Here is a 17,519-nt window from a genome sequence, read left to right as displayed (position 1 = left end):
TCGTATGTCCGCCCCGATCACCCCTGCTACCGGGGGCGGACTGCTGCGCGGGGAGCTACCTCAGCGCGTCGAGTGCCTCGTCGATCGGGACGTCACCGTTGTTGAACTCGATGGTGCGTCCCACCGTCTCCGGTCGCTCGAGCACCGCTGCGGCGACGGCCGCGACGTCGGCGCGCGAGACCTGCCCCTTGTCGCTCGCCCCGTGCCCCTCGATCTCGATGCGGCCGGTGGGCGGGTCGAGGGTCAACGCGCTCGGACCGAGGATCGTCCAGTCGAGGTCGGTACCCCGCAGATGGGTGTCTGCGGCCGACTTGGCCTCGGCATAGGCATAGAAGCTGTTGTCCTCGGGGACGCCGTGGTCGGGGCGGGCCCCGAAGTACGACACCATCACGTACCGACGGACCCCGGCCTCCTGCGCGGCGGTCATCGAGGCGATCGCCGCGTCGCGGTCCACCGCATAGGTGCGTTCGGGATTCCCTCCGCCCGCGCCTGCAGACCAGACCACCGCGTCGTGGCCGCGCAGCAGCTCGGTGATCTCGGCGATGTCCATCTTCTCGACGTCGGCGACGACGGGCGTGCCACCGGCAGCGCGGACATCGTCGGCGTGATCGGGATTGCGGATGAACGCACTGGTCTCGTGACCGGCATCGGCCAGCAGCCGCTCGAGATGCAACGCGACCTTGCCGTGTCCTCCGAAGAGTGCGATTCGTGCCATGGAGACCTCCTGACGATGAAGTGGTTCCCTGCAGCATGCCCCGAACCGGTCACCGCGAACCGTGACGTCCGCCGCCGGATGCCCGATCAGGCGATGCGTTCGAGTGCGCGGTCGACGAGATACTCCGCGATCGCCATCGACGAGGTGGCCCCGGGCGACGGGGCGTTGCGCAGGTGCACGACCCGTCCGTGCCCGGTGACGACGAAGTCGTCCTCGAGACCTCCGTCGGAGTTCATCGCCTGAGCGCGGATGCCACGCGGACCCGGCCGCACGTCGTCGACGGTCAGCCCGGGCATGTACGCGGCCGCATCGGCGACGAACCGCCGAGTGCTGCTCGCCGTGCGTAGTTCCCGACCCGCTGCGGGCAGGTTGTTCGCGGCGAACCGCCAGAAACCGGGCCAGGCGACGGCATCACGCAGATCCCGCCACGATCCGCGCCCGCCGCGATAGGCCTCGCGGCCGGGGGAGAGGAAGGCGTTGGGTCCCACCATCACCTCACCGTCTATCCGCCGGGTGAGATGCACACCGAGGAACGGATAGCGGGGATCGGGCACCGGATAGATCAACCCGCGCACCTTCGCCGCCGCGTCGGGTTCGAGCAGCAGATAGTCGCCGAGGAACGGGACGATCCGCGGGTCGCGGGTGTCACCCGAGGTGTGGGCGAGGCGGTCGGACTGCAGTCCCGCGCACGTGATCACCAGGTCGAAGGCCAGTTGATCGCCCGGGATGTCGACGACGACCTGCTCGCCCGCCGCACGGATCGCCGTCACGGCGGTACCGGTCCGCACCGTGCCGCCCGCGGCGACGACGTCGTCCGCGAGCGCGCGGGTGACGGCGACGAAATCGATGATCGCCGTGTGCGGGGAATGAAGGGCTGCGATCCCGACGGCGTGCGGCTCGATCGCGGTGATCTCGTCGGCGCCGATGCGCCTGATGCCGGGGACCCCGTTCGCCGTGGCCCGCGAGAAGATCGCGTCGAGCCGGCCGAGGTCCGATTCGTCGAGGGCGACGACGACCTTGCCGCACTCGTCGTAGGGCAGGCCCTTGTCCGTGGTGAACGTCTGCAACAACTCCACCCCACGCCTGCACAACCGGGCCTTGAGGCTGCCGGGTGTGTAGTAGAGGCCGGCGTGGACGACACCGCTGTTGTGCCCCGTCTGATGCGCGGCGAGCCGGTCCTCCTTCTCGAACAGCGTGACGTCGGCGTCCGTGAGGGCGAGTCGCCGGGCGGTCGCGGCACCGATGATGCCCCCACCGACCACCGCGACGCGAAGGTTGCGAATACTCAAGGGCCGCTCCCTGTTCTCCGCGGATCGTGACGTCTGTCTGCAGTCCGGCGAGTATATGCCGCGACGCTGTGACGACGGGTTCTTCTGTCGGATCGCTCGGCGAAATCCCCCGAATGAGGGATGGCCGGGGTGACGAACACCGATCGAGACTGGACCCACGGAATGGAGAGGTTCACCGAGAACCCTCGGCGATCGGATATCACCATGAAGAAACATCGATCATCTCGTTCCATCGCAGTGCTCCTCGCCGCGTGCGTCGCCGTGGCGGTCGGCGGCGTGGCGTCGGCGGTGCCCACACATGCCCACCTGCACTTCGGTCAGGCCGTGAGCGTCGGTGACGGAACCGCGCGTGCGTACGCCACCGTCGATGCGAACGGGGCCCCGACCGCCGTCGGTATCCGCTTCTCGCCGGCGGCCCTCGACGGACTGCCCGATGCCGACGAGATGTACATGCTGCACCTGCCCGTTCAGGCATCCGACACGGTGTTCGACCACGTCATGCTGAACTGGAACCCGCGCGGACACGATCCGACCGTGCTGTTCGGGAAGCCCCATTTCGACATGCACTTCTATATGACCGACATGGCGGCGATCGAAGCAATCGACCCGACCGCACCGGATTACGCCGCTCGCGCGGAACGACTCCCGGACCCGAAGTACATGCCCGGCGACTACGTGACCCCGCCGGGGATGCTCGCATCGCAACTCGCGGTGCCGTTCATGGGTGTGCACTGGCTCGACATCACGGAAAAAATGGTTCCGGGCGTCTACGACTTCACCGAGACGTTCGTCAACGGTTCGTGGGACGGCGACTACACCTTCATGGAGCCCATGATCACGCGGGAGTGGCTGCTGACCCGTCCCACCATCCGCGAACAGATCAAGTTGCCGGCCGCCTATCAGCACTCGGCCTGGTATCCCACCGTCTACAGCGTCGGATTCGACGAGCAGGCGCAGGAATACGACATCGCCCTCGGAGGGATGGTCCCGCGCCAGGAATCCTGACGCGCACCTCCATGAGAACCATTGCGGTACAGCAGGAACAGTCACTGCATCTCGGGTGAGGGCGGCAAGGAGGGATCCGTCTCGCGCGCCACCGTCAAGTTTGCCGGACGGCGGATCGAACTCACCGAGGAACTGGCCCGCGTCGAGCCCGGTAGAGCCCAGCACCGCCGCAGCGTGAAGAGTCCGATCCGGTACGAGACCGTCTATCGCTTCGAGTCGGTGGAGACGGGAACCCGCGTCACCTTCCACCAGGACACCGAGGACGTCGGGAACTTCTTCGGCAGGTTCACCCAGCCGGTCGTGGAGAAACTGTACGCGCGCGATGTGCGGAACAACCTCGAACATGCGAAACAGCTTCTGGAGGAGGGAGATGCGATCGAAGGGTGATGCGGAGGATCGACCGGCACCCACCGGGGGTGCCGGTCCTTCGTGTGTCCGTCAGTGGTCGACGAGCGTCAACACCCGGTCGGCCGCAGCCGATGCACCGTCGACGGTTCGGAGACGGGCGCCGAGTTCTGCTGCCGCCGTGCGATAACCGTCGTCGGTCAGCAGACTCTCCACGGCCGCGCGTATCTGCTCGGGCGAAGCGGTCTTCCGCAGACGGATGTCCGCACCCGCCTTCGCGACCTCGCGACCGATGATCGCCTGATCCGTGACCGCCGACATGGGCATGATCAGTATCGGAAGTCCGTGTGCGAGAGCCCGGAAGGCCGTCGCGTGCCCGCCGTGCCCGACCACCGCCGAGCAGGTCGGCATCAGCTCGTGGTGCGGGATGTACCGGTGGACGGTCGCATTGGGTGGTACGCGCAACCCGGTAGGGTCGATCGCCGGCCCGGTCGTGACGACGAACTCCGCGTCCATCTCCGCCGCGGCGTCGAAGATGTTCTGGTAAGTGCGGCGCTGACCCGGGAAGCCGGCAGTGCTCAGACTGACCAGCACGCGCGGCGGTGTTCGACCGAACGCCGCGGCCTTCGCGTCGTGAATCGCACCGGTCCAGGTCAGCGAGCCGTCCGTGCGCCGTCGCGCGGCCGGGTCGAGCACTCGGTCCGAGCACACGAGTCGCATGTCGGCCTGTTCCCACAGTCGCTTCGGACCCAGGCCGCGTAGTCGCGAACCGATCCCGAACGGTCCGTGCCGGAAGGCGCCGTCGAATGCGGCGAAGAAGGAATGGAACAGCACCACGTACGGCACCCCGGTGCGCGCCGCAGCGTCCTGGGCGTTGAACAGCATGCAATCGACGATCACCAGATCGGTCGGCTCCCCGGCGATCTCGTCCCCCACATCCCGTGCGACGGCGGAGTCGGTCATCATGGCGTAGGCCATGGTCAGCACTTTCGGGGTGCTCAGTTCTACGTGCGGGGTCCAGGTCGGCGAGTGCCGGTAGCCGCAGAAGACGAGGCAGGCATCCTCCGCGACCTTCCGTTGCGATTCGTGACCGAGAACCCGAACGTGATGTCCGCGGCGGTGCAACTCGCATCCGAACGCTGCTTCGAGCGGGTAGTTCCCGCCGCCTTCCAGGGTGACGACCAGGATGCGTGCCACGGCTCACCTCTTCCGATGTGCACCGACCGGGACGCTCGTCGGCGCCGGTTTCTCGACGAACCACCCGTCCGGCCCGATCTCCGTACCGACCCGGGGGAGGCAGTGCGTGAAGAACAGTCGTGCGACGAGTTCCTGCCGACTGTTCACGCCCGTCTTCGCATAGATGCTCTTCAGGTGGTCCTGCACGGTGTACGGGCTGACGAACAGTCCACGCGCGATCTCGGTGCGTGTCTCTCCCGCAAGAACGCGGGCGAGGACATCGGTCTCCCGTTTGGTGAGACCGTGAAGGGCGGCGGTCAGAGCCACGAGCTGACCGGGCTGCGCGGGTTCGATCGCGACGACGATCCGGGCCGATTCTCCTCGGCCGTCCAGCGACCCGGCCCGCAGGACGAGCCACTGACCGTCCTCCGTACGGACACGGACGACGCACGCGGCGGCCCCTTCGTAGCGGAAACGGACGGCGACCACTACGGCCGGGAGCATGAAGGCGCCTTCGGCACCGAGTCGCTCGAGATACTCCACCGCCTGCGGAGTAGCCGATTCGATCTCGTTGTCCGCGCCCACCACCACGACCGCGGGACCGGAACCGCCGGGTGATGCGTCCGCCGCGAGTCGAGGGGATTCGCGGAGCAACGACAACCGCAGTCCGTCGCCGATCTCGCCCACGCATCCTGCGAGTGCTGCCACATCGTCGGCGTCGAAGCGTCGGCCGGGGGCGCGCATGAGAGGCCGCCGCCCCAGACGCGCCCGTCACGGCCCCGGAAGACGAGGCGCACCTCGTCGTCCATTCCCTGCGGTTCGAGGATCTCGCTGTAGGGCAAGGAATCGCGGATGTCGCAGTCGATCGCCTCGCGGATCGTCTGGACACCGGTGCGCGTCCGGGCGAGCTTGCAGTAGGTGTTCGCGAAGCGCGACGTGCCGTACTCGATGTGTGCCACCGTCTTCGCGGCACGACCGGGCGGGGCGTCGGCGCCGAGCATGGTCACGGACGTGAACAACATGCTCGCCGGATCGACGAGAGCGATGCATCCGATGTCGTAGTGGATACGCCGCCGGATCGTGTCGAGGACGGCGTGCCGGAACTCGACCGGGTCGGCGGTTCCGAGTGCGATGTCCCGAACCTCGCTGCGGAGCGCCGACGCCTGCCGTGACGCGGTCATATTTTCAGTATGTGCTGGTCACGGTCGCTCCTTTACCTTTCGGTTGCGGGACGAACGACGTATATACGGCGAATGCCGCCCCCGATCGGTGATCGGGGACGGCATTGTCCGGAACGGGACGAATTGCTCTGCGGCGCTGTGTGAGTGCTCAGCGGTTGCGGTCGGAGCTGTAGCCCCGGAGCCAGTCGGTGTACTTGTAGCTCGAGGTGTCGCGGGTGCGGAACAGCTCGTTGCGGGCCTCGCGACCGGCACCGTCGAGGTGCCACAGGTCGCCCCACATGCGTCCGGTGGTGAGGATGCGGTCGGTCGCGGAGCCGTCGGCGTCACCGGCGGAGAACTCACGTCGCCGCGCTGGCTCTGAGGTTTCCGCACGTACGAACGACGAAGGCTCTTCCATCCCGGAGAGGATGGAAGAGCCTCCGCTCTTTTACGGGACGGACCGATCAGCGCGGATCGCGCTCGCAGCCGATCCCGTCGTTGTCGCGGTCGAGGCGCGGTGCGTATCCGGGGTCGTTGCGGTGGACCGGAGCAGCGCCCGCGTTCCAGGCCTCGGTGCAGTTCTTGAACCCGCCGCTCGGTGCGGACGGAGCCGGACGGGGAGCCGGGGGAGCCGGTGCCACCTGCGGAGCCGGGCCGGCCTGAGGTGCCGGCGGGGACGGGGGAGCCGGAGGTGCCGGCGGCGGAGCGAACGGATTGGACGATCCGCTCGGAACGAGATCGGCGATGCCCTTCGGGAGCAGGTCCACGAGAGGGAAGGCGGTGGCGGTCGAGGGTGCGGCGACCGTCAGGGCCACACACCCCAGCGTCGCAGCGACGATGCGGCGGAACTTCATGCGCGAGGCCTTTCTGTACTTCGTCCGGATCCGATTTGCCGGATCCGATCGAAATGTCGGCCCGGACAGCGCGGGTGTTACGTCGGCCGGTCGCAGACGACGATCGGCCCGCTCGCGACCGGATGTCGCGAACGGGCCGATGTACTCCGGGCCTGCCGGGGGACGGCCCGGATGCCTGTCGTACGCCGGGATCAGCCGGCGTCGGTCCATCTGCCGGCTCAGCCGGCGTCGGCCTCCTCGAACGCCACGACCACCTTCGGGTCGATCCGCATGACGGTGTACCCCGCCACCGCTCCGGCGCCGAAGCCGGGAGCGAAGATGCGCACCGGTTCGGTGATGACCCCCTCGCGGACGGCGTCGTGGATCGCGAGTGGGATGCTCGCCGACGACGTGTTGCCGACCTTCTCGATGTTGAAGTACAACCGGTCGGCCGAGAGTCCGGCGTTCGCGGCGAGCTCGATGACCATCGTCTTGTTCGCCTGATGGGGAACGATGAGATCGATGTCGTCGAGCAGTGAACGCTCGGCATCGTCGGGAGACGGGAGGGCCTTGATCTCGTCGAGCATCTGCGCCAGATAACGACCGGCGAGCGTCTTCACCTCGGGTCCGTAGACCGTGATGAAGTTGTCGAAGTCCGGGTTCGGCCAGATGATCGAGTTGACCTCGCTCGTCGGGCCGCTCGCGTAGCTGTTGAAGAACTCGAGATCGGGTGCCTCGCCCTCGGCGGCCGGAGAGATGACCATCGCCGCGGCGCCGTCACCGAAGATCATCCGGGACGGCCGGACGGTGCCGATCTTGTCCGAGAACTTCTCGACGCACACCACGAGGACGGGGCGCTTGACCTGCTGCAGGATGCGGGTCGCCTCGGCCAGGCCGTAGGGCATTCCCGCGCACGCCGCGATCAGGTCGAACGAGGCATGGGTCTGCCCGATGCCCAGTTCGCCCGAGATCCACGTGGCCAGCGACGGGATCAGCCGACCGCTCGTGCACGTGCAGGTGATGACCGCGCCGATGTCCTGCGGGCCGACTCCGGCGTGGGTGATCGCCTGCTTCGCCGCCGTCAGGGCCAGGTCCTCGAAGGTTCCCGAGGTGTACCGGCGCTGCTCGATCCCGGTCTTGGCCGTGATCTCGTCGGCCGACATGGGCGACCAGTTGTAGGCGGTGTTACGGATCAGGTCCTCGTTGGTGCACACCTGGTCGCCGTGCGCGACCGCGATCGCATCGATGCGGGGTGCGATCGCGAACTCCGAGCGCACGTCGACGGCCGGGTAGGGCGCAGACGGTGCCACCGGTTCGTGCCGCGTGTACGAGGTGGCCTTACGGGTCCTGCCCGACATGACCCGGTTGATGAACCGCTGGACCTCGCGATTGCGCGGATGGGAGGCCACGACGTAGTCGTCGTCCTTGAGGTCCGCGACCCGGACGAGTTCGGTTTCGCTTCCGTCCCAGGGCTGCTGGTTGTGCAGAACCATCGACCAGCGGCTCAGTGCCTCGAGTTCGGCGACGTCCTCGTGACAGTCGAGGATCTCGTCGTATCCGAAGACGGGGTGGTTCGGATCGTAGTGGCGAACACGCAGGGTGATGTTCTCCGGATCGGAGATCAGCTGTGGCACGGTCGGTTTGACCGTGGGCAGGTCGCCGGCGAAGTGACGACGCGAACCGAAGACCGCGAAGAGTCGATCGAAGATGTGGTCCTCGGCGGCACTGTCCCATGCGCGGGGGAGAGCGCGGTAGGCGTCCTCGACCGCCCCCAGCCGCTCTTCGGCCTCGGGCCAGGGAGTCAGACGAGGCATGTAGACGTCGTCGCGGTTGCGGGGAACGTCGCCCCAGCGAATGACGCGCCGCTCGAACATCATCAGCGGGAATCGGTCGGCCCAGAAGACGTTCAGGGCCATGTCCCGCATGATCTCGAACTTCGAGGCGTACTTGCCCAGTTCGTGCCGGGAGAGGATCTCCGAGACCGTGGGTGCCTTGGTGTCGAAGTCGCGTCGGATGACGGCGTCGAGGTGGTCGACGCTGCTCAGCGTGGAGAAGTCGAGTTCGGGAACGAAATTGGAGGGGAAGACAATTCGGCCGTGCCGATTGAGCTCGAATGGCTGCATGTGCGAGGGGACCGTTCGATTCGAAGTAGTGGGTGGGGAGACCGGATCACATGTCCAGGCCGCCGTTGACGCCCCATACCTGACCGGTGATGTACGAGGAGGCGTCCGCGGCGAGGAAGTGCACGACCCGGGCGATCTCCTGCGGGTCGGCCAGTCGTTTCACGGGGATGGTGTCGGTGATGCGTGCGAGAACCTTCTCGGGGATGGCCTCGACCATCTCGGTGGCGACGAAGCCCGGGGTGACGGTGTTGACGGTGACGCCGATGCCGTTCGGGTCCAGCTTGTCGTTCTTGGCCAGGTAGAAGGCTGCTTCCTTGGCGAGGGTCTTGGTGAGACCGAACAGGCCGGCCTTCGATGCCGCGTAGTTGGCCTGGCCGATGTTGCCGGTCTCGCCGATGACGGAGGAGACGTTGACGATGCGTCCGGTGCCACGCTCGAGCATGTGGCGCAGTGCGGCCTGCGCCAGGTAGAACGCACCCGAGAGGTTCACGCCGATGACGGTGTCCCAGTCCTCGTCCTGCATCTTCAGCACCGTGCGGTCGATGGTGATGCCGGCGTTGTTGATCAGGATGTCGAGACGGCCGTGCGTTTCGATGACCTCGTCGATGGTGCGTCGGCAGTCGTCGGCGTTCGCGACGTCACCGCGGTGCACGGAGTAACGGACGTCCTTGCGGCCCGTCTCGTTCAGGTCTGCGAGGAACTGATCCGCCTGGGCGGTGTTGCGTCCGTAGCCTGCGGCGACGGTGGCGCCCTGGCTCGCCAGGCTGCGGCTGATCGCCGCACCGATGCCGCGTGTGCCGCCGGTGACGAAGGCGACGCGTCCGCGGAGCTTGTTTCCGCCGGCAGCGATCTGCGAGCTGGGTTCGATGGTGCTGGTCATGCTGATCTCCTCGCTGTGCGAGGGGGCGACGGGCGCGGCTGTTCGCCGACGTCGCACAAACGCCCCCTGCGCGTTGATTTCTCTGTGGAGGAGCACGTTTCGAATCCCCCTGACTCGAACGCGTGTCCCCTGAAACGAGCCTTCATCGGCTCATAACTCCCTGCGGCACCAATCATGCACCACCTCGATGATGTTGTCACCAGAAACAATTCGAGTCTCGAATTTCGTCAATTTGTCCGAATAGTTCGAGAAGTATTGGAGCACAATCATATTCGACGAAGATTCGGGGTTACCCCACGGTACGAACATGCTGAATGTTCGTATCCATCCGGACGTACAGCCTGCACGAATCGGACTGCTCCAGAATGGCACAACGTGCTACCGGGGAGTCAGGTACAACCGTGTGCACATGGCGTGGACGCGAACGTGTTTCGCGCATGGTCCCGAAAGTAATTGCAGATGAAGGGATTCGGGGTCGATTTCCTACCGTGGGCGGTCGCTTGACGCCTGTCGGGGAGAGGCGCACTCCGTGCCGCCGAAGCTCGACCAAGACGAGCTCGTTGGTATTCCCCGTTCGAAAACGCGCCACACCTGACGTCGGTGTGATTCTCGACACTACGGAGGGTCGTTGTGGCGAAGCACAGGTCTTTCCGGCGATGAGAGGATGGCCCCGTGAGCAACACTCGTCTTGTCGAAACACCGGTGGCCGAACTCGAGGTACGTCTCGACGGGGAAGGGCCGGCAGTCGTCCTGCTGCCCTCCCTCGGGCGCGACTCCTACGAATTCGATCCGATCGCGAGCGACCTCGCCGCAGCGGGATTCACCGCTCTGCGACCGCAACCCCGGGGTATCGGCAGCAGCCGCGGACCCATGACCGGTCTCGACCTGCACGATCTCGCGGGCGACGTCGCCGCCGTCATCGAGCATTTCGACGCCGCACCCGCTGTTGTGGCCGGTCATGCGTTCGGGCACTACGTGGCCCGGGTACTCGCCGCCGACCGGCCCGAACTCGTCCGGGGGGTCGCCGTGCTCGCCGCCGGGGCGCGCCGGTTTCCGGCTTCGCTGACCGAGCGTGTCGCCAAGTGCTCCGACCTCTCGCTTCCCGACCACGAACGACTCGTGCACCTGCGCGACGTCTTCTTCGCCGCAGGACACGATCCGGCGGTGTGGCTCGACGGGTGGTGGCCCGACGCGATCGTGTCGCAGCGGGCAGCGATGGCCGCGACCGACAAGGAATCGTGGTGGACGGTGGCGCCGTCACCTCTGCTCGACGTACAAGCAGGAGAGGACGTTTTCCGGCCCGCGGAGACCCGAGGTGAGCTCGTCGACGAGTTCGGGAGCGAACTCGTCTCCACGGCCGTCGTGCCGGCTTGCGGGCACGCCCTCGTCCCGGAGGCTCCTCACGAGGTAGCCAGGATCCTGGTCGAGTGGATCCGTACGCGTCTCGGATGAAGGTTTCGTCATCTTCGGCTCATCGACCCCTCATCGTCGTGCGCCAAAGTTACCGGTGACCAGGACGAACACCGAGTCGAGGAGAACGATCATGGCGATGAGCCGCACCGCATGGGCCGTGACCGCTGTAGCGGTCGCGATGACGGCCGGCACCGTCGGTTTCGTGTCGGCGAACCGAGGTGAGCCCGCTCCCTCCGAACCGTCGTCGTTCACCGTCGCCCGCGTGGTGGACGAGACGACGACCGGCGGCCCGGATGGAACTGTTCGGGCGGGCGTCGACCCGGCCCGGGATGCGGGGCCGGGTGACCTGCCCACCGACATCCCCTACATCGACGTCACGAGCTGCGACGCGTGGTTCGAGGACTGGGACGACACGGTGCCGGACCACGTCGAGGACTTCTACGACGCGTGGGACGACCGCTGTGACGATGTACACGACGACCGGGACGACGACCGGGACGACGATCACGACGACTGACCCGCACGACGGCCCCACGACGACGAGACCCCACCGGAAGTGTTCCGGTGGGGTCTCGCTCTCGTTGCGTGGGTTACGCGAGCGTGCGTGCCATGCCGCGCTCGACGGCCGCGATGATCTGCGGCCGCAGCTCGACCGCCGGCACGATCGCGTCGACCGAGCCGACCTGCTGTGCGCGCTGGATGTTGTGGATCGCCTCGAACTCGGCTGCCACCTCACCGAGCTTCTCCGACCGCACCGCGGTGCGCAGAGCGGTGAGCTCGACGCCCAGTCGTGCCTTGTCGCCGTCCTCGGCGGCCCGCAGCTGCGCCTCGAGTTCCACGACCCGCGGATCGCTCGCGGTGCGCTTGTTGACGTCGCGGGTGAAGACCACCGCAGCCGCCGGAGCGCCACCGAGCACCGAGGCGAACGAACCCTCCACGGCGAGGACTTCCATGTTCTCGTTCAGTGCGCCCGAGAACACCACGAAGGCACCACCGTGGTAGCGGGAGACCACGACGAACACGATCGGACCGTCGAAGTTGACGATGGCCCGGCCGATCTCGGCGCCGTACTCGAGCTGCAGGTTGCGCAGCGACTCGGGGGAGCCGTCGAAGCCCGACAGGTTGGCGAGCACCACGAGCGGACGGTTGCCGCTCGCCGCGTTGATCGCCCGTGCCGTCTTCTTCGACGACTTGGGGAACAGCGTGCCCGAGGTCCACTGGTCCGGTCCGTCGGCGGGGAACCAGCCCTTGCGCGGGATCGCGCGGGACTCGATGCCGATGACCGTCACCGGGTTTCCGCCCAGGTGCGCGTCGAACACGACCGAGGTGTCGGCGTCGGCCATGTCGGCCCACCGTTCGAGCACAGCGTGGTCCTGGTCGACCACCGAGCGCATCACCGTACGGATGTCGAACGGCTTCTTGCGATCCGGGTTGGTCTCGGACGAGAAGATGTCGCCCACGGTGGTGAAGTCGCTGGACGGATGCACGTGCGGGTACACGCACACGTTGCGGTCGACCGGGTCGGTGGACGCGGCCTTGCGCGGGAAGCGCTCGCTCGGCGCGACGTAGGCGTGGGCGTAGTGCGCGAACAGCGTCTCGATGGCGGCCCTGAGGTTGGGGGCCCAGTACTGCGCCTGACCGTTGGGGCCCATGACGCGGTCGTAGCCACCGATACCGAAGTTGTCCTCGGCGGAGACGCCACCCGAGTAATCGAGCGACTGCTTGCCGGTGAGCACCATGGCGCTGTCCGGGGTCATCACGAGGATGCCCTTGGTGTGCATGAGCATCGTCGCCTCGGCGTTCCAGTACGGCTGCGCGCCGACATTGATGCCGGTGACCACGACGTTGATCTCGCCGCCGTTCTGCGTGAATGTGATGATGCGACGCAGACCGCGCGACACCCAGTCCATGTTCTCGGTGCCCGAGTCCATGGAGATCGTCGCGCCGGACGACAGCGCGAACCACTCGACGGGAGCGTTCAGGCTCTCCGCCAGGTCGATCGCGGCGACCACACGGGAGCACTCGGCCTCCGCGACGGTGCCCAGCGCCTTGGTGGGATCACCGAACAGCGTGACGCGCTTCATGCCCTCGGGGTACCGCGGGGTCGGGGTGTCGACGACGCCGACGATCAGACCCGCGGTGTTGCGGCCGTAGGGGCGGTCGACGGGCACGAGGGTGCCCTGCTCGTCGAAGTCGTACTCGACGAAGGTGCCCTCGCCGCCGGTGAGCAGCGGGATCAGCTCGTACGGGTAGACGGTGCCGCGGGCACGGGACCGCTGGACCTTCTGGGTGTACTCGTCGAGCGGCTTCAGCGGCTCCTTCGGCGGCTCGGTGATCCGCACGATGACGCCCGCACCGGAGCGGTACGAGAAGCGCAGGGCGACCTCGCGTGCCGGCTCGTCCTGGCGATCACGCCACGACCCGATGACGGTGATCTCCTCGAGTCCGGCACCCACGGTCAGCGGCGCGGCGTTGCGGCCGATGCGGCGTAGGTCCTCCATGTCGAGATCGACGGCGGGCCACACGTAGAGCACCACGCGGTTCGCGTCGAGACGTCGCCCGCCGCGGTTGGCCTGGGCGCGTCGCATGCCGTCGAGCGAGCTCGCGAGAGCGCGTTCGAAGGCCGGCAGTCCGACGATGCGACCGGACTCGTCGCGCTGCGGCGTCAGGTCGCGCACCTCGGCGAGGGCGATGAACCGCTCATCGGACGGATTGTCCTGCGACACCAGGTGATACAGGTAGGTGTCCGGGTTGGCGGGCAGGCGGGTGCCGTCGAAGTTCTTCAGGCGCCACAGATCCAGACGCTGACCCGTGAGCGGGTGGATGTCGCGGATGTTGGTCTCCTCCGCGTATCCGGTCTCGTAGGGGCGGAAGGTGAACACGTGCTCTTCGGCCGTGTCGGTGTGGCAGACCGTCACGGTCACGCGACGGGCCACGCCGGTCACCGGGCGTGCGGCGAGTTCGGCGCGCAGCGCGTCGGCCTGGGCGTCGGCATCGGCATCGGCCGGAGCGTCGTCCCACGCGAGGTACAGGTCGATCACGAGGTTCTTCGTGTCGGGAACCGAGGCCGCCGACTCCTCGACGGCGTCGAGCAGCGACGCGAACTCGGCCTGCGGGGCCTCGGCGGAGATCAGGTACAGGCGCGTGCCGCGCAGATCGAAGTTGCCGGTGACGAACTGGTGTCCGCCGACGGTGCACGAACGCACGTCCTCGAGGGTGCGGATCTTGTACGCCCGGCGAGCGATGACCTCGAGCAGCGGGCCCGGAACGGTCTCCGGACGCGTGATCTGCTGTGCGAGAAGGTCGATCAGTGGCTCGGGTGTGGCGACCAGCGAATCGATGCGCTGCGCGTAGTCCGTCGCCTGCGGATGCTCGGCGAGGTACGCGAGCGAACCGCGGACCCCGTCGTAGACCTGCTCGCGGGCCTTGCGGATCACCGGCTCCTCGAAGTAGCGGTACCGCAGGTTGCGGGCGGTGTCGCCGATGACCGGGAAGCGGACCTGGGTCGCGACGATCAGCCGGTCGAGGACTTCGTTGAGCTCGTGGGAGATCCCCACCTCGGTGTCGTCGCGCTCGACCCAGCGGTCGAGTAGCGAGGTGACCACGGGGACGTGGGCCTCGATGCGCTCGAGCGCGAGGAACAACCGGTAGACGGCCTCCTCGAGCTCCGGGGTGCGATCGAGTTCCAGGACGTCGTAGTGCCGCAGGGCACGGGCGAGACGCGCGCGGAAGCTGTCGGGCAGACCCCCGACCTCCACGTCGAGCGGCTGCAGGTAGCCGTGGAAGAACTCGCGGGGGCTGTGGACCCGGTCGTCGCTGTTCTTCTCCTCCTCGGTCGGACGGTTGCGCGACAGTTCGCACACGTCCGCGAAGGTCGTCAGCAGCGAGAGCTCGGCGCGGACGAGCGCGCACGAGTCGACCGAGTCGGAGAGACGCTCGTACTCGGCGAGCAGTGCCGCGGTGCGCTTGGCGGACACGTCGTATCCGGTGACCAGAGCGGCGAGCGAGTCGAGGCGAGCGAGTGCGTCGGCGGCGACATCGTCGCTGAGCGAGGGTGCCGGTGCAGCGAACTCCACGCGCTCGACGGTCTCGGTGACGACCTCCTCGACGATCTGGTCGACCCGCAGAAGCGGGGCGCCCGCGTCGACCTGCGCGTTGACGACGGCGAGGATCTCGCGGACCTTGCCGGCGAAGGGAGCGCGGACCGCGGTCTCCATCTTCATCGACTCGAGCACGACGAGGGTCTGACCGGCCTCGACCTCGTCACCGACGGCGACGGGAACCGCGACGACCACGGCCGGGGCAGGGGTGCGCACCACGCCGGCCTCGTCCTGGCTGATCTGGTGGCTGATGCCGTCGACCTCGACGAGGAAGTGGGCCGGACCGGCGATCGACACCACGTTGTGGCGGCGTCCGCCGAGGGTCAGGCGCGACTCGTAGTCGCCCAGCCGCTCGACGTCGACGTCGAACTCGGCGGAACCGGTGTCGACCCGGTAGCGGTGCGGGCCGACCTGGCCGACGACGAGCTCGTAGGCCTGGCCCTGGTAGCTCAGCTCGATCTTGCGTCCGACGGCGTGTCCGGCACGCGGGCGACCGCCGCGGGCGGAGGCGAGGAAGGCGGAGCGCTCGTGGGCCTCGTCGGTGTCGTAGACGTCGACAGCCGTCGCGATCAGAGCGACGTCGGCGACCTTGGACGGACCGGTCTCGGTGCCGGCGCCGGTGCGGTCGAGCCAGCCGGTGTCGGCGGAGGCGTCGATGACCTCGGGACGGTCGAGCAGGTCGAGCAGGAACGACTTGGTCGTCGTGCCGCCGTCGAGGACGACGGTGGTCTCGCGCAGAGCGGTGCGCAGGCGGGCGAGTGCCTCGTCGCGGTCGCGGCCCCACGCGATGATCTTGGCGACCATGGAGTCGTAGTCGGGCGGAATGACGTCGCCCTGGGCGATGCCGGTGTCGACACGCAGACCGGAGCCGAGCGGGAACTTGAGCAGCTGCACGGTGCCGGGAGCGGGTGCGAAGCCGTTGGCGGCGTCCTCGGCGTTCAGGCGGGCCTCAACGGCGTGCCCGAACTCGCCGGGGCACTCGCCGGGAAGCTTCTCGCCGGAGGCGACGAGGATCTGCAGCTTCACGAGGTCGATGCCGGTCGTGGCCTCGGTGATGGGGTGCTCGACCTGGAGACGCGTGTTGACCTCGAGGAAGGTGAAGATCTTCAGGTCGGGCTGGTAGAGGTACTCGACGGTGCCGGCACCGGCGTAGCCGGCGGCGCGGACGAGATCGGCCGAGACCGTGCGCAGGTGGTCGGACTGCTCCTTGGTGAGCAGCGGCGAGGCGGACTCCTCGATGACCTTCTGGTTCTTGCGCTGGATCGAGCAGTCGCGCACGCCCGGGGCCCAGACGTTGCCGTGCTTGTCGGCGATGACCTGGACCTCGACGTGGCGTGCGTCGGTGACGAGACGCTCGATGAACACGACGGGGTCACCGAAGGAACGCTCGGCCTCACCCTGGGTGCGCTCGAGGGCGAGCTCGAGCTCGTCTTCGGCGTAGACCTTGCGGATGCCACGGCCACCGCCGCCGGAGCGGGCCTTGATGATCAGCGGGTAGCCGATGGCCTGCGCGTGGCGGCGCGCGTCGGCGCGGGAATCGACGGGTCCACCGGACCACGGTGCGACGGGAACGCCGACCTTCTCGGCGAGGAGTTTCGCCTCGACCTTGTCGCCGAGCAGACGCATGGCGTCGGCGGAGGGACCGATGAACGTGATCCCGAGGCGGGCGCACAGCTCGGCGAAGGCGGGGTCCTCGGCGACGAAGCCCCAGCCGACCCAGACGGCGTCGGCCTTCGCCTCGAGGAGCGCGCGCTCGAGTTCTGCATGATCGAGGTAGGGGGTCGCCGCCGTCGTCGACGGCCGGAGGGTCACTCCTTCGTCGGCCTGACGGACGAACATCGCCCGTCGCTCGGCATCGGTGTGCAGAGCGATCGTCTTGATGTCGTAGCCGTGCTCGGAGTTGAGCTCCCGGACTGCCCGGATGAGGCGTACGGCCGCCTCACCGCGATTGACCACTGCGATCCGCTTGAACATACTCGTTGCCACCGTTCTCCATGGTTTGTGCACGCATCGGGCGCGCGTCTCGAAGCTCCACCCCAATGAGGAGGTCAACCTAACCGGTCCTACCTTCCACGTCTCGTGTTGGTGACGCGAGCGGGAACATGTAGCAGTCGGCTCCTCGTGGTTGGCATGGGCATGCGTGTTCGTCGTCGATCCACCGGGCAACATCCGCGGTGTCCGAAGGACCGTTTCGAACAGGTCTCCGCAGCTACGGCCGTCGGTTGCGACGGTCACGTCCCCCTGGGCGAAGGCTCCGTTCGGATTACAGCATGGAGGAAACATGAGGGTTTGTCACGTTTTGCTTCCATGGGGGCGATCGGCGGCGACCTCGTGGCCGACTTCTCTCACAGGCATTCGCGCGCAGAGGATTTCGCTCGGGAGCGGGTGTCGGGGAGGGGGTCTCCGGTCCCGGAGGCCGCCGGTACTGTGCAGTAACACCGATCGGTAACTTCCTGGGGGGTCAGGGACCCGTCGCCGGC

13 protein-coding genes and 1 pseudogene are annotated in these 17,519 nt (G+C 67.5%); 5 read left to right on the top strand and 9 right to left on the bottom strand.

The window, feature by feature from the left end; translation table 11 throughout:
* Positions 1 to 55: 55 nt before the first annotated feature.
* Together A5767_RS00990 and lhgO are read right to left on the bottom strand one after the other, a co-directional pair.
* The gene (locus A5767_RS00990; protein WP_006553946.1) at positions 56 to 715 is read right to left on the bottom strand and encodes an SDR family oxidoreductase; all 660 of its coding nucleotides are present in this window, start codon (positions 713 to 715) and stop codon (positions 56 to 58) included.
* Positions 716 to 801: 86 nt separating this feature from the next.
* Positions 802 to 1,998, bottom strand: coding sequence for an L-2-hydroxyglutarate oxidase (lhgO, locus tag A5767_RS00985; protein ID WP_064851446.1), 1,197 nt, complete (start codon positions 1,996 to 1,998; stop codon positions 802 to 804).
* 210 nt (positions 1,999 to 2,208) lie between these two features.
* Between lhgO and A5767_RS00980 the strand changes: the two genes are divergently transcribed.
* Positions 2,209 to 3,009: a DUF5602 domain-containing protein gene (locus tag A5767_RS00980; protein WP_064851445.1), complete on the top strand. Its 801-nt coding sequence runs from the start codon at positions 2,209 to 2,211 to the stop codon at positions 3,007 to 3,009.
* A 21-nt stretch (positions 3,010 to 3,030) separates the two neighbouring features.
* Positions 3,031 to 3,396 (top strand): SRPBCC family protein, encoded by a 366-nt coding sequence (locus A5767_RS00975; protein WP_064851430.1) that lies wholly within the window; start codon positions 3,031 to 3,033, stop codon positions 3,394 to 3,396.
* Between the two features lie 51 nt (positions 3,397 to 3,447).
* Here the strand turns inward: A5767_RS00975 and A5767_RS00970 are convergent, their stop codons facing one another.
* Together A5767_RS00970 and A5767_RS23550 are read right to left on the bottom strand one after the other, a co-directional pair.
* Positions 3,448 to 4,551: a glycosyltransferase gene (locus A5767_RS00970; protein WP_064851429.1), complete on the bottom strand. Its 1,104-nt coding sequence runs from the start codon at positions 4,549 to 4,551 to the stop codon at positions 3,448 to 3,450.
* A 3-nt stretch (positions 4,552 to 4,554) separates the two neighbouring features.
* Positions 4,555 to 5,274 (bottom strand): helix-turn-helix transcriptional regulator, encoded by a 720-nt coding sequence (locus A5767_RS23550; RefSeq protein ID WP_231913084.1) that lies wholly within the window; start codon positions 5,272 to 5,274, stop codon positions 4,555 to 4,557.
* 174 nt (positions 5,275 to 5,448) lie between these two features.
* Between A5767_RS23550 and A5767_RS23545 the strand changes: the two genes are divergently transcribed.
* Positions 5,449 to 5,592, top strand: a complete 144-nt coding sequence (locus A5767_RS23545; RefSeq protein ID WP_231913083.1) for a hypothetical protein — start codon at positions 5,449 to 5,451, stop codon at positions 5,590 to 5,592.
* A gap of 267 nt (positions 5,593 to 5,859) precedes the next feature.
* Here the strand turns inward: A5767_RS23545 and A5767_RS23540 are convergent.
* The 4 genes and pseudogenes from A5767_RS23540 to A5767_RS00945 form a co-directional block, all read right to left on the bottom strand.
* Positions 5,860 to 6,015: pseudogene (locus tag A5767_RS23540) on the bottom strand (salicylate monooxygenase); the annotation flags it as partial.
* 139 nt (positions 6,016 to 6,154) lie between these two features.
* Positions 6,155 to 6,544, bottom strand: coding sequence for an excalibur calcium-binding domain-containing protein (locus tag A5767_RS00955; RefSeq protein ID WP_064851428.1), 390 nt, complete (start codon positions 6,542 to 6,544; stop codon positions 6,155 to 6,157).
* Positions 6,545 to 6,762: 218 nt separating this feature from the next.
* A complete protein-coding gene (locus A5767_RS00950; protein WP_064851427.1) occupies positions 6,763 to 8,646 on the bottom strand; it encodes a ketoacyl-ACP synthase III in 1,884 nt (627 codons plus the stop codon).
* A gap of 46 nt (positions 8,647 to 8,692) precedes the next feature.
* The gene (locus A5767_RS00945) at positions 8,693 to 9,526 is read right to left on the bottom strand and encodes a 3-oxoacyl-ACP reductase family protein (protein WP_006553955.1); all 834 of its coding nucleotides are present in this window, start codon (positions 9,524 to 9,526) and stop codon (positions 8,693 to 8,695) included.
* Positions 9,527 to 10,198: 672 nt separating this feature from the next.
* Between A5767_RS00945 and A5767_RS00940 the strand changes: the two genes are divergently transcribed.
* Positions 10,199 to 10,978, top strand: coding sequence for an alpha/beta fold hydrolase (locus A5767_RS00940; RefSeq protein ID WP_033097343.1), 780 nt, complete (start codon positions 10,199 to 10,201; stop codon positions 10,976 to 10,978).
* A gap of 97 nt (positions 10,979 to 11,075) precedes the next feature.
* On the top strand, positions 11,076 to 11,456 hold the full coding sequence (locus A5767_RS00935) for a hypothetical protein (RefSeq protein ID WP_231913082.1): 381 nt from the start codon (positions 11,076 to 11,078) through the stop codon (positions 11,454 to 11,456).
* 73 nt (positions 11,457 to 11,529) lie between these two features.
* Here the strand turns inward: A5767_RS00935 and A5767_RS00930 are convergent, their stop codons facing one another.
* A complete protein-coding gene (locus A5767_RS00930) occupies positions 11,530 to 17,013 on the bottom strand; it encodes an ATP-binding protein (protein WP_064851425.1) in 5,484 nt (1,827 codons plus the stop codon).
* Positions 17,014 to 17,519: the final 506 nt, after the last annotated feature.

The organism is Rhodococcus sp. 852002-51564_SCH6189132-a, from assembly GCF_001665495.1.
Classification (GTDB): Bacteria; Actinomycetota; Actinomycetes; order Mycobacteriales; family Mycobacteriaceae; genus Rhodococcus; species Rhodococcus pyridinivorans.
Note: the sequence above shows the minus strand (reverse complement) of the source record. Positions and strands in the feature narration are given on the sequence as shown.